Here is a 13,702-nt window from a genome sequence, read left to right on the forward strand (position 1 = left end):
TATGAAAAAATATAGCCTTATACTTGGATTCATTTCCGCCCTTACCCTGCTCAGCAGCTGTGAAAAACAGCTCGACAAGGTAAACCCTAATGCCGTCACGTCAGAAAACTATTTCAAGACAAGTAAAGAACTTGAAAAGGGTGTAAACGCTGCCTATACCACCCTCAATGGCAGTTACCTCGTAGGGAACTGTTACATCTGGCTGCATGATCTGCGGTCCGACGATTTTGTAGGAACCACCCTGGCCGATGATCGCGGAGAAATTCTCAGGGGTACACACGGGGTCAACAATTCCTACATCGAACGAGTCTGGAAAGGCTTTTACATTGTGATCCACCGTGCCAATGTAGTAATCAATAACACAGTGGAAAACGATCCGGACGATTCGGGCAATCAGCTTAAAAACCGGGTAGTGGCCGAAGCAAAATTCCTCCGGGCTTTCTCCTATTTCGAGCTTGCCAGCCTGTGGGGAGGTGTTCCTTTGATCACCAAACCGGTAAGTGATTTCAGTGGTTTTGTGGCGCGGTCAACCCAGAAAGCGATTTACGAAGCAGCCATTGCAGACCTCAAAGAAGCCGCCGGAGTTTTACCTGCTTCCTATGGTGCTGCGGATAACGGAAGAGCCACCCAGGGAGCCGCCAATGCCCTGCTGGGCCGGATTTACATGCAGATGAACGATTATGCCAATGCAAAAATGTATCTGGAAAAAGTGAGGACATCCAACCTCTATTCACTGGTGGGAAATAGCAACGAAAACTTTCAGGAAGAAACGGAGTTCAACAAAGAGTCCGTTTTCGAAGTAGTGTTCTCGCCTAACCCTTCCGCAGCAGAGGATGAGGGTGACGACTACGCGCAGGGATTATACCGCGAGTCAACCAATGGTACCCGGCAGTATGACATGAATACGGGGAATGGCGTTGTGCTTCCTGCGCCAGGCCTGAAAGCCGGATTTGAAAAAGATGATATCCGTAAAAAAACGGCTATTTATGAAGTCGGTGATACTTGGGCAGGGGGCTTGATGACACAGGAATCCTGGAAAAAGTATACCCTCAGCTACAAAAACGCAATGCCCGGAAATGTAGCGAGTGGTATCAACCGTCGCCTGATCCGCTATGCAGAAGTGTTACTGATGCTGGCAGAATGCGAGAACGAAACCGGAAATTTACCAGGAGCGATTGCCCGTTTGAACGAAGTACGCAGCCGTGCCGACCTGAAAGCTGCAAAGTTATCGCTCTATCCTACTGCCGCTTTCCCCTGCAACACCCCTGACGAGGTACTAAAAGCTGTTATGCATGAGAAAAAAGTGGAGCTGGCGGGAGAGCAGGTACGTAACAGGGATATCATCCGCTGGCGTGCGGCCGGCAAACTGGCCCTGCTGGGCGGCGAACCGATCTCCTACTTTCAGGCAAGCAAGCACGGCCTGCTGCCTATCCCTCAATCTGAAATCGACAGGAACATTGCGCTGGGATCAGCTGGCGTACCTGCCCAAAATCCGGGTTATTAAATTATACAGGCCAGATACGGTACCCCGCCCGTATCTGGCTCCATAACGCTCCGGCGTGTTGCTATGCAGCAGCCATTACCCCCTACTTATGCGCCTGTTATACTATCTGTTAGCCATTATTTCAACTGTTTCTCAGGCGGCCGTTGTAAGAGAAATCAGCTCGCCGGATCAATCCATCCGGCTGACGGTCCACCTGGAAACAAAACTTACTTACAGCATTTATTATAAAAATGCACTCCTTGTGGCACCCTCCGAAATTGATATGCTGCTGTCTTCCGGCAACAGGCTTTCAGACGGACTCGCTAAACCTAAGTTCACGCAAAAATTTCACCAGGAGACGATTATCTCTCCGGTACCCGAAAAAAGAAGAAATATTCCGGATGTATACCAGGAATTAAAAATTGAGTTACCAAACGCTTTCGCAGTACATTTCAGAGTATATAATGATGGAGTGGCGTACCGGATCGTAACATCTTTCAAAGACGATATCGAAGTAAAGAGTGAGACCGCCACCTTTCGTTTTCCGGGCAACCCGCTTACCTACTTCCCGGAAGTGATACCATCATCGGGTCTGGACAAGTACCACACCAGTTTTGAAGAACCCTATACCCTGAAAAGGCTGGACAGTATCTCGGATAAAAATCTCTTTTTCACGCCCATACTGCTTTCGCCGGATGTAGAGCCCAAAATAGCCATTACCGAATCTGACCTGGAAGATTATCCCGGCATGTTCCTGACCGGAAGCCAGCATAACGCGCTTGTCGGAAATTTTGCCCCCTATCCCCTGGCCGAAGCAGTTACAGACGACCAGTATGCACAGAAATACGTAACAGAAAGAGCGGCTTTCCTGGCAAAAACCAAAGGCAACCGAAATTTCCCCTGGAGGGTGCTGATCATCGCCCCGGAGGACAAAGACCTTCCTGCCAATGACCTTGTCTACCGTCTGGCCTCCCCTTCCCGTGTCAGCGATGTTTCCTGGGTCAAACCCGGCAAGGCAACTGACGAATGGGTCATTTCCTCCAACATTTTTAATGTACCTTTCAAGAGCGGTATCAATACCGAAACCTATAAGTACTATATTGATTTCGCCAAAAAATATGGTTTTGAAAGGATCATGATGGACGCCGGATGGAGTGATACGCACGACCTGTTTAAGATCAATCCGGATATCAACATGGATGAAATTGTTGCTTACGCCAAAAACAGGGGCATCGGGATCAGCATGTGGACGCTGGCGCTTACACTCGAGAAGCAACTGGAACCTGCACTGGACCAATTTAATAAGTGGGATGTCGATTTTATCATGACCGATTTCATCAACCGGGATGATCAGAAAGCCGTTCAGTTTTTTTTCAAAATAGCCGAAGCCTGTGCCAGGCATAAACTGATGGTGATGTTTCATGGCGCCTTTAAACCTGCCGGATTCAACCGTACCTTCCCGCATGCCATTGCGCGGGAGGCTGTCCTGGGGTCAGAGTATAATATGTGGAGCGAAAAAGCAACTCCGGAACACAATCTTTTGCTGCCTTTCATCAGGATGCTGAGCGGCCCTATGGACTATGAACCCGGCCTGCTGACCAACGCAACACCTAAAACTTTCAGAGCGGTGGGAGAAAACGTCATGTCCATGACCACCCGCGCCCAGCAGCTTGCTATGTACATTGTGTATGAAAGCCCGATCCAGTTTTTTACAGGCAATCCGTCACAAGGCCATACCGAGCCTGATTTCATGAAATTACTGGGTGGGATACCTACCGTTTGGGATACCACCCGAATCCTGGACGCCCGCCTTGGCGACTATCTGGTAACAGCCCGCAAAAATGGGAACGACTGGTATATAGGAGCCATCAACGACGCCACACCACGAAACCTGAGCATATCTCTGGATTTTTTAGAGCAAGGCAGTTACAGTGCAACAATATGTGAAGATGGCATGAATGCCGACCGGTATGCCGCGGACTACCGGTTGTCTTCCCAGACGGTAACCCGCCAGACCAGGCTACCTGTACAGCTGGCTCCCGGCGGAGGGTATGTGATTAAACTTACAAAAAACTAATGTTAGAACGACTTTCTTTTGCCGCCATTCGCAATTGGCTTCCTATTTTTTGCCTGCTTTTAAGTATAACAAAAGGGACCGGGCAGCCCGTGACCAAAGTATATCCCGGAGCTGACGAAAAGACACCCTCCATGGCCATGTATTTTGACTGGATTAACAGAAACTGGTATGGTTCCAACGAACACAAGGTACTGAAAGCCCTCGACTTTTTTAGCTGGATGAAGGCACAGTACGGGATGCAGATGGATGTGTTCCTGCTGGACGCCGGTATGTTTGACAACGGTCCTAGTTGCTCCTCCGTTCCGGGAAGGCCAGCATACGGCAGTTTGGATTCACCATGGTTTACCAAAGCTTTTCCCAACGGCTTTCATTCCATCTACCAAAAGGCCACTGCCTCCGGCACCCGGCTGGGGCTGTGGATCGGTCCCGACGGCTACGGGGACACGGCGGATGAAGCACAAAAACGGGTTGATTTACTGGTGAAACTTTGTACGGATTTCAATCTGAAAGTACTGAAACTGGATGCCTGTTCCAGTGATCTCAGGCCCGAAAAAGAAAAATATTTTATCGAAGCAATGCGGAGAGCACGCCAGTCGGTGCCCGATTTAATTGTGCTCAATCACCGAATCTCACTGAGCCCCGAAGCAAAAAAACACACTACTACTTTTTTATGGGAAGGGAAAGAAACCTATATCGACGTCAATAATTTTAATGAGGCAACCGCCATACATCACCGGCAAGGTAATATGCAGCGCGGTTATCCGCCGAAGCTGGCCCGGCTCACCGAAGACCATGGTATATGCCTGTCGTCGGCACTTGATTTTTGGGAAGACGACCTGATCCTGCAGGCATTTAACCGCAGCCTGATTCTGGCTCCGGAGATTTACGGCAATCCCTGGCTTCTGAAAGATGAAGAATTCCCAACCCTGGCGCGAATCTACAATCTGCACCGTAAATACCGGGATATTCTTGTAAACGGAACAGCATTACCAGAAGCAAGGTATGGTTACAAAGCCGTTTCCCGTGGCGATTCCCTTACCCGGTTCATCACTTTGAGGAATAACAGCTGGGATTCCAAAACTTTCCAGCTCCTTGCCGACACATCCATCGGGCTAGGGCGGGCACAGCGGGTTATTGTAAAACAGGTACATCCTACCGAAAAAGTAATTGGAGAATATGCCTTTGGGGACCAGGTTGCGGTAAATGTACAGCCGTTTCGTTCCGCATTGTTTATGGTAAGTTCCGAAAACAAGGACTTGTCTGTAAGAGGCGTTGACTACAGAATCACGGAAGACGTTGCGGGAAAACCGGTCAGAATTCAATTGCTGGGAAAACCGGGTACCACCCGCACCGTGAAGGTAAACCCGGCGGAGCGTCATTTTAAAGGGGCAAAGCTGGATGGCAAACCAGCTGATGCTATCCTGAAAGGAACAAAAGTTACCTTCCCGGGTACCGTGAGTACAGCGCCATTCCACCGAAAACTTGGCAACCTTCATAAGACCACGTCGCCAACGACTTCGCAGGTAATGTTTTATGAAAGCATGTGTTTTGCCAACGACAACAATGCGCTGGAAGTAAGAAGCCTGCAGCGTGCAGGAAAAACCAGTTTCCCGGAAGTACAGGCTGCCAGGGATGCTTTTTTTGAAGACAGCCTGTTTGTTGCCACCGGCTCATGGGATAAGTTTGCATTCGACGGGGATACCACTACGTACTTCAATGCCTATGCCAGTATCTATACCAAGGGAGCCATCCAGCCGGGAGCCTTAAGGCTGGATCTGGGGAAACCAACAAACTGCGACCAAATCTTGCTTCGGAATATACCTCAGTCGTACGAAACGGGTGAAATCCTGTTTTCTAATGACCTCGCCAAATGGCAGGCCGCAGCTGCCAGACGCATTGCTCACCACCTCGTCATTACCATCCCCGAAGGGCAAAGCTGCAGGTATATAAAAATCACAAAGGCGCCGTTGTCGGTGAGCGAGATTGAAGTTTTTTACAAAAATCAAAAATTGAAAAATAATAATCTGAAAGCCAGCAATTTGTTCCATTCGGAGCGCGTGGCGGCACATTCCTGGACAGGTTCGTTTACAGTTACGCGGGCTGATTCCGGCAGTTATCTGGCCCTGGCCATACCGGGGAAATATAAAACGGAGGACCTTTTTGCAGGAATAATGTCCGGCATGGACCTTATTGCCCCCAAAGACCGCAGTCCTTCGTTTCCATACAACAACTGGGAGCACGTGGATACCTCCAATGGAAATGTAACTTTCTATTTTCCGCTTAACGCATCTATGCGTAACAAGCCTCTAAAGATAACCCTGTTTTCAGCCGATCCCGCTCAGGTTGCCCTTCAGCCGGAGGTCTGGGTCACAGCATATCCGGAGCCATTTGTAAAAAAGGAATTGGTGCTGGATTAAGGGTAAATATACTGATATAGCACACCTTACCTCCTTTCCACCCAGCTTTTAAAAGAATAGTACTTTAATCTTTCAAATTCCTTTTTGTCGGAAATCAAATGTTTATATTCAACTTTGGAAGTGGAATTTGCAGCGTATGCGCCCAGAAAGCCAGACCCCGTTCCTGCCAGCGGAATAACCAGGAACACGCCTACCAATGCCTCCCCAATGTCTGGGGAAGAGCCTTCGATCGCAAGAGTAGCCAGGGCAACACCTACCACGAAGCCAATGCCTCCTCCAATCAGCCCGGAGAAACGGCTTCTCGCTCGTATCTTAACTAAGTCCTGGTTTATAGGAATGCTTTCAATCAGAACCGGAAGGCTATCCGCCTTAAAAAGGTGATTGTGTTTTCTGGCGATCTGAATTGTAGAATCGGTAATCTGGTACAAATATACCCTTTGCAGTTTCCGGCCTTTCAGCGTTATAAAACATTTATAAGGATAAATCCCTTTAGTCTGCGCCTCTGCCTGATGCCCGGCAATAAAAAGAAGGATGCAAAAGCCGCACAAGATTTGCGATTTTATCAAGATCAATTTCATAGCGAAGGGCATTTTCTCCTAAATTAGTTAATGTGTGTTTAAATAATATCAGGGCGCAATCATAAAATTAGAAATCACACCCATCATCCGTTGATTTCTAACTTTATGTGGGAGTGTATTTTGAACTCTGTCTGGTTACAAATATTTGTTCAAAGTTATTTTTTTCTTTCGATTTCAAAAGCCTTACAGTGGTAGTAGTTGATCTTGTCAAGGGCGGCCTGGCGAAGACGGCCGTTTATATACCCTTGACAAGATCAATTACGAGCTAATTTTGCTTTTGTCATCGGAAGAATATCATAGATCCATTTTCATTCTGTCACCAAACTTGATATCCAATTGTTGCGAGGTAATGGCCCAGTTTAGTAAGGGAGAGGTCCATTTTTTGCTAATATTTTCGACAGCCAGATAGATAAGTTTCAAAAGAGCCATATCATTAGGAAAAGCTCCTTTTGTCTTTGTGATTTTACGTACCTGCCTATGGAATCCTTCAACAGCATTGGTAGTATAGATAAGTTTTCTAATATGCTCATCATAAGCAAAATAGGTTGATAGTTTGTGCCAGTTACTGTACCAGGATTTGATTACTATGGGATACTTTTTTCCCCAGTTCTCATCGAGTTTTTCGAGTTCAAGTTCGGCTTTTTCTTGGGTGGGGGCTTGATAAACATTTTTCAGATCCTGCATAAAAGCCTTCTGATCTTTGGAGGCTACATATTTTAGTGAATTACGGATCTGATGGATCACACAGGTCTGGATCTCCGAGCCGGGGAAGACCGATATAATCGCCTCTGAAAAACCTGTAAGATTATCCGTACAAGCAATCAAAATATCCTTTACCCCTCTGGATTTTAAGTCCGTCAGTACCGATAGCCAGAAGTTAGAACCCTCGCTTTCAGATATATACATACCTATTAACTCCTTGTATCCGTGCCGGTTTACTCCCAGTACATTATAGACCGCACGCGGCACAACCCGCCCCCCATCCTTGACTTTATAATGCATAGCATCCATCCACACGATTGTGTAAAGGCTTTCCAGGGGGCGATTCTGCCATTCTTTCACTTGGGGAATCACCCGTTCTGTAATCTCTGAGAGCGTGCTGTGAGAGATCTCTACATCGTACATTTGTTGGATGTGATCCGAGATGTCCCTAAAACTCATACCCTTGCTGTATAATCCAATAATTTGAGGAGCCAGATTATCGGCTAGCACGGTTTCACATTTCTTGACGATTTGCGGCAAAAAGCTGCTTTTTCGATCCTCAGGCGTAGTCAGAATAATTTCGCCCGAAATGGTTTTTAGGCGCTTACTGCCTTTGCCATTGCGCTTATTACCAGACTCTCGCTCCTCCGAACTTAGATGAGCATTCATTCCCGACTCAAGAGCGCTTTCCAAAAATTGTTGAAGCAGCGGAGCAAACACCCCGTCTTTACCAGTCAACGATTGTCCTTTCATCAACTGTTCGAGCGCCTTGTCGCGCATCTGTTCGAATTCTGTCTTTTCCATGTTCTGTCTTAAAGTTAAAACTTTTAGACAGAGTTCATTTTACAGTCTCCTCTATGTAACTATTTGTAGCGTTTAGCAAATGTAGTTTTAAATAAATATGAAATCCAAATAAAAAATTAAATAATTTGAATTTAAGTATAAAAATATTTTTACACCGTTTACATATCAATTACACTTTTCCAAGTATTACCATTTAATAATATTTTAATGACCTCGCTACATTTTTTATGACCAAAATCATAAATCTACAAGTAACTCCGTTTCTTGAACTACAAAATCATCGCCAAAACACAGCAAAAAGCTACCGTTTGAATACGTAAAAATAGAAATAGTTCTATATTTCTTGAAAATATATTTTTAATAAAATATAAATAATTTTATATTTTATTAACGAGAAAACCTTTTGACGGTTTAGCATCATCCAATCTTCAGATAGCTTAAGTACATGCTTTTTTGGCAAGCCGTGAATCCCTTGGTTCAGCCATTCGCTTTCCTTTTTTCCAAATCTATTGTCAGCTACTGGATGCTGCTATACCGCTACTTTTCCAGCCACTCGTCCAGCATATCGGCCACCAGCGCGGGCATTCTGCTACCTTCCTCCACCGTACAGATTTCTCCCAGAAACGCCCCATGTGTACCGGGCAAAATGATCAGTTCGGCATGAGGTATGAGGCGTGCCATCTCAATGGCATGCTCGGGCAGGACCACATCCCGGTCTGCATTCATAATCAGTGTCGGCATGGTGATGGTACGCAGGTCGCTTTCCGGCCAGTCTTTGAAGTGAATCATCCTGTCACGATCCTTGTCGTGCATGACCTGAAGTTTGGTTTTGTCCGGAGCCACGCGCAGATATTCTGCCTGCAACGGCTGCGGCATGTTCTCTAGTGACGCGGTTTCCATCATATCAAAAAAACCGGAAAATAGGCCGCTCCTTTTGTAAATGGCCGACACAACAATCAGTTTACGAACGACGTCCGGATGTCTGATCCCGATCTGCAGAGCTGTGCTACCTCCATTACTGAAACCCAGAAAATCGGCTTTATTTATTCCGAGATGGGCAAGCAAGGCAGCTACATCATCCGCATCCTGTTCAAATGTCACGTCGGTATCTCTGTCGCCGGAATGCCCGTGCGCCTGCAACTCCACCCCGATTACTTTTCGGTTTTTTGCAAATAAAGGTAATATCCGGCCAAAGGTTGTCCAGATGGTAGAGCCGCCGCCATGGATCAGCACCAAGGGAATGTCGCCGCTTCCATGCACTTCGTAATACATTTTCAATCCATTTACCGTGGCATAAGCACTTTCAAATATTTGTTTTTCCATGTACTTCCTTGGCTGCTTAGAGAATGCACGTAACCCCTACGCGCAAATAAATAAACCCGAAAAACTATCTTTTTACCCATGGTGCGAAATCATTCAGGCATTTTTTCTGCATATTATCACTACCAGCGTAGTTTCATCACACAGCTGTACTGAGGGTTCTTAACCTGTAGATTTTTACAAAGTTTATATTAAAATCCCATCGATCCCTCAGGGCTTTGTATTGCTTTTCTCTTCAATACAACTTTTTTGTATTTCAATCTATCCTCATTGAGAATTTGAAGTTCACGCTCCCGCTCGTTCATATATGTTCTTGGTATTGAATCTTAGGCATTGGAACCTTCGTCGCACATTAGTAAAATCGTAATGTGCCAACCAGGTGCATAATTAGCATCTGGTTGACGCAGTCTTTCAAATATTACATTTCAAAATTCAACATAGCCTATCCATAACCATCTCGCTCTATCGAGAAAAAATATTCATTTTCTCATCATAAATGGGGCTTTGTATATTTAAGAAGCTCAACACACTGTGAAACACATGATTCTGGGATAACATCTTATTGGGTTTGAGCTGCCTGGAACCATCTGGCAACCAGACAATAAATGGAATCTCATATTGTTCTTTGGGAGCTATACTTAAAGGAAGACCATGCATATATAGATTTTTTTCTCCTAATGACTCACCATGATCGGAGACAAAAATCATGGTACTGTTATAGTCTTTAAATCGTTTTAGTTCTTCAATTACCCTTGATAAAACATAATCGGTATAGACAATTGTATTGTCATAAGCATTGATTAACTCATCATGAGAGCATTCCCCTAACTCAACGCTATTGCAAACCGGCTTAAAAGTCTCAAATTGACGCGGATACTTTTTGCTATAGGTAGGGCCGTGGCTTGTACTCGTATGCAGTACTACCAATATTTTATTATTTCTGCTAGCTTCAATTTGCTCCCTTAATCCATACAAAAGAATTTCGTCATAGCCGCATCCTTCACCTTTACATTTGGACATTAAAACGTTCCTATCCTGATAGTCCTTGATATGAACAGGTGGTTCTCCCCAATTTGTGGTTCTCCAAATAACCTCTACATTGTTTCTATATAAATAATTGGGCAAAATCTCATACAGCTCATCAGAACCGCTATGCGCTAAAATGCTTTTTACACCGGCAGTGGTGTAGGTCGCAGCCGAAGTAGCATTAAAATGGAATACATTATGAATTTTGGAAAGAAATGGATTGGTATTTCTCTTGTATCCATAAAGAGAAAAGTTCTGGCTTCTTGCCGACTCTCCTATAACCAGGACTACAATAGATTTCTGACTATCCTTAATGGTAGCATCTGGTAATAAAATTTCCTTCTTGTTTTTATCATGCTCGTGTATATAGAAACGCATAGTATTTACCACATAAGACCAAGGCATGGCTAGACCAATTAATTCCTTCGCATTTTTATCAACCCATAGCCAGTTGCTTGCATTTGCAAATATCAATGCAAGGAGAAATACCAGCATAAGCGAAGTATTAACTAAAAATTTCTTCCAGGCAGAATAGATTATTTTGATCTTGGTTATATACAAACTTGGAATAATGCCAAGAAATATCAAGTAGACTAATAATTTTACAGAAAAGAAACTTGCGGCCTCTTCATATTTAGTATTGAGCACATTGCCAATCATACTTTCATCAAGTATGATACTGTAAGTATTAACAAAGTAAACAGCTACCGAATTGATTATAAATAGAATTGAAAGTAACACCTTTCCGACAACCCGAAAAAGGGAACAAAATAGATAAAAAGCAAAGGCATTGGCAACCAATGCTGCTACAATTAAGCTACCAGTGAGAATAACACCGTTTATACTTTTATAATCTACATTTTTAAATACAAAGCTAAAAAACGGGTAATGAAAAAATAAAAAGTTAATAAAACTCAAAAACAAAACAAAATGAATTATTTTCAGCCTATCCTTTACAATACTCATAGACAATTGTATATATTGAAATAACTAAATTAATTAACGGTAAATATAAAAACCAGATGATCCTTGAATATTACATCAACTAACACTACACGGAAAATCAAAAATAATAAAATAAAAACGAGTAGTATTTTCCACTGTCTACTCAATGGTAAATTTTACATTTCTGGCTAACGAAAAACTCGTAAGTCTGCGCCTAAAGCTACTAACACGGAATTTTAGTACTTTGTATCTGACGTAACTCATAGCGAATAACTTCAAACACCGTCTCCAATTTTAGTTGATCAGGTATTTTGTATAATTTCCTGGTCCGATTCAATTCTTCAATATTCATCGGACCAAGTAATTTACCACTCTTATTTAAAACAATCCAATAATAAACCTTGTTTAACCCATACTTGTAATCAATTGTATCAATCTGCAAAAAGCATTCCCTTTGAGGATTTTGCATTACTATAATAAAATTTTCATCGTGGCAATATTTAACAACTTCACATGGTATAACGTAATACCGCCCCTTCATTCTACCTTCCGCGATTACATTATGTTTGCCTTCATAATAAATTTGCCAGTCAGCGTTTATTTTAATAATCTCATCACTTAAATTACAAGCGTTGAGCACGAACAGTATTAAGATGTAGCTTATTGATTTCATATTTTAGAAAGCACCTGAAATTGATAAGAAAATAAATCGCATCATCCCTACCGTAATGAAACCGCCCATCGGACTTGATTAGAATATTGATCTATACAATTTACTGGATCAAAGGTAAGGGCCGCACCTATATACCCAATGCGCAGCAATATCAACATTTTTGAATATAAAAAGAAGGGTTGATCTGAGAGAGGTTACGACCGGTACTTTATAAATTCTGCCAACCGGTCGTCAGTGGCGAAATTTGCCTCCTAGTTTTGCAAAATGGCGAGCTGTGTATTAGTACTTTAATCCATCGCAAATAGAACATGTGAACTTCCGACAGGTTTCCTAAGCTCCGCCTCACACGCTGTCCCGGAGGCACATCCAGCACATAAGCACCGTTGGCATAGGTGACAGCAGAGGCGATGCGCTTTCCCTGTCCATCATAAGCCGTTACATTCATCTGTGCCTGTGTGGCTTCTGTATCATCCAAAACTCCGTTGGCATTGACATCCTGCCAGGTTTGGCCGGTGATTTGGGCGATGGAGTGACTTTGACACGGCCCGATGGCGGTGAGGATGAGGGTAAGCAATATGCTCCCTTCTGAATGGAAAGAATTGCTACTGAAAAAAGAAACAACTAATGACTGTCTGAAAAAGGGGGTACATACACAAGCAGATCGAGAATTTTTCCTTGGCGGCCGAATCTCCCAAAATCAAATCCTGACACTGTTCAGCGTACACTCCAGAAAATCATTACACTGACCAGTTGCTGCCAGTCAGTGTAACTCAGGCGGTTTAGTAACCGTTGCTCTTTGGATGGTAACAATTAGAGAAGGAAAATAACTTAGCTGAGCACCTCTTTTGATAATATCAATAAATGAGTACCACTAATCCTCCCGGAGCGTTTATTTCATTTTTTGCGATTTATCTCTGGGTTATTACTCCGGCTCAAAATTAAATTTAAAAAGGCCAAAATAATTTGATTCAGTTATTTTTAATGACGATTCCGTCAATTCGTGAATGTCATAATAATACTTGCTGGGATCGATCCGATCTGCGGTATACCAATAAATAATACGGTTAGCAATTTCCGGGTGCCATTTCCAATGCATAACGAGTCCTCCATACGAAGAACCGGCAGTTGTTCCTGCCCCGGATTTTATTACATAAATTCCTGTCTGATAAAATTGTACCGTCGACTTTCCAACGTTTCTAACAGAATCTATCCCTGCTTCTTCACTCAGCATGTTCCAGTTACGGCACAGGAGTGCAGTCTGTTCGGTAGTATCAATTGCAGCCACCCTGTTTGCAGCAGACGCTATCCTTTTATCATTGGAATACAGATCAAAAGTGATCTCGTTCCCATTATCTTTAAAATTGGCTATTTTACCAAAACTGCTCAGTGCTATTTCTGAGCTACTCACGACGGTATATTTATCCGTTATAACTTTTTTGGAGGCCATGGAATTGAGTGTATAAGAGCTATCTCCCCGTAATTCGATCCAGGACTTACCGCCCATAATCCTTAGATTTTCAGTCTGAAACTCCCATTTGCCGATGATTGCCCTTTTTAAGACCTCCACTTTTGTGCCTTCGTCGGGCTCTACACTAACGTCGTCACTGGCAATGCAGGACAGCAGCCAAACGGAAAAAATAAATATCGGAACAATCCGCATTAGTTCTTTTTTCATGA

Annotated in this window: 10 protein-coding genes; 3 read left to right on the plus strand and 7 right to left on the minus strand. The window is 43.8% G+C overall.

Annotation, left to right across the window (positions count from 1 at the left end; genetic code table 11):
• Nucleotide 1 precedes the first annotated feature (1 nt).
• From KOE27_RS14915 to KOE27_RS14925, 3 genes are all read left to right on the plus strand, one after another.
• On the plus strand, nt 2-1,504 hold the full coding sequence (locus KOE27_RS14915; RefSeq protein WP_215239657.1) for a RagB/SusD family nutrient uptake outer membrane protein: 1,503 nt from the start codon (nt 2-4) through the stop codon (nt 1,502-1,504).
• An 88-nt stretch (nt 1,505-1,592) separates the two neighbouring features.
• Nucleotides 1,593-3,560, plus strand: a complete 1,968-nt coding sequence (locus KOE27_RS14920) for a glycoside hydrolase family 97 protein (RefSeq protein WP_215239658.1) — start codon at nt 1,593-1,595, stop codon at nt 3,558-3,560.
• A complete protein-coding gene (locus KOE27_RS14925) occupies nt 3,560-5,977 on the plus strand; it encodes an alpha-amylase family protein (protein ID WP_215239659.1) in 2,418 nt (805 codons plus the stop codon). The genes KOE27_RS14920 and KOE27_RS14925 overlap by 1 nt, the downstream gene beginning before the upstream one ends.
• Before the next feature lie 26 nt (nt 5,978-6,003).
• On the opposite strand, the gene KOE27_RS14930 is transcribed toward KOE27_RS14925, so the two are convergent.
• The 7 genes from KOE27_RS14930 to KOE27_RS14960 all read right to left on the minus strand — a co-directional run bounded on the left by KOE27_RS14930 (nt 6,004) and on the right by KOE27_RS14960 (nt 13,700).
• Entirely contained in the window at nt 6,004-6,555 is a 552-nt protein-coding gene (locus KOE27_RS14930) for a hypothetical protein (RefSeq protein WP_215239660.1), read from the minus strand.
• A gap of 294 nt (nt 6,556-6,849) precedes the next feature.
• Nucleotides 6,850-8,061, minus strand: a complete 1,212-nt coding sequence (locus KOE27_RS14935; protein WP_215239661.1) for an IS256 family transposase — start codon at nt 8,059-8,061, stop codon at nt 6,850-6,852.
• 537 nt (nt 8,062-8,598) lie between these two features.
• Entirely contained in the window at nt 8,599-9,384 is a 786-nt protein-coding gene (locus KOE27_RS14940; RefSeq protein ID WP_215239662.1) for an alpha/beta fold hydrolase, read from the minus strand.
• Nucleotides 9,385-9,843: 459 nt separating this feature from the next.
• Entirely contained in the window at nt 9,844-11,373 is a 1,530-nt protein-coding gene (gene eptA / locus KOE27_RS14945; RefSeq protein WP_215239663.1) for a phosphoethanolamine--lipid A transferase EptA, read from the minus strand.
• Between the two features lie 202 nt (nt 11,374-11,575).
• Nucleotides 11,576-12,025 (minus strand): DUF3997 domain-containing protein, encoded by a 450-nt coding sequence (locus tag KOE27_RS30050; RefSeq protein ID WP_215239664.1) that lies wholly within the window; start codon nt 12,023-12,025, stop codon nt 11,576-11,578.
• A 208-nt stretch (nt 12,026-12,233) separates the two neighbouring features.
• Entirely contained in the window at nt 12,234-12,599 is a 366-nt protein-coding gene (locus KOE27_RS14955; protein WP_215239665.1) for an SdrD B-like domain-containing protein, read from the minus strand.
• Nucleotides 12,600-12,947: 348 nt separating this feature from the next.
• Complete coding sequence (locus KOE27_RS14960; RefSeq protein WP_215239666.1) at nt 12,948-13,700, minus strand: hypothetical protein; 753 nt, start codon at nt 13,698-13,700, stop codon at nt 12,948-12,950.
• Between the last annotated feature and the right edge of the window lie 2 nt (nt 13,701-13,702).

Source organism: Dyadobacter sp. CECT 9275 (assembly GCF_907164905.1).
GTDB lineage: Bacteria > Bacteroidota > Bacteroidia > Cytophagales > Spirosomataceae > Dyadobacter > Dyadobacter helix.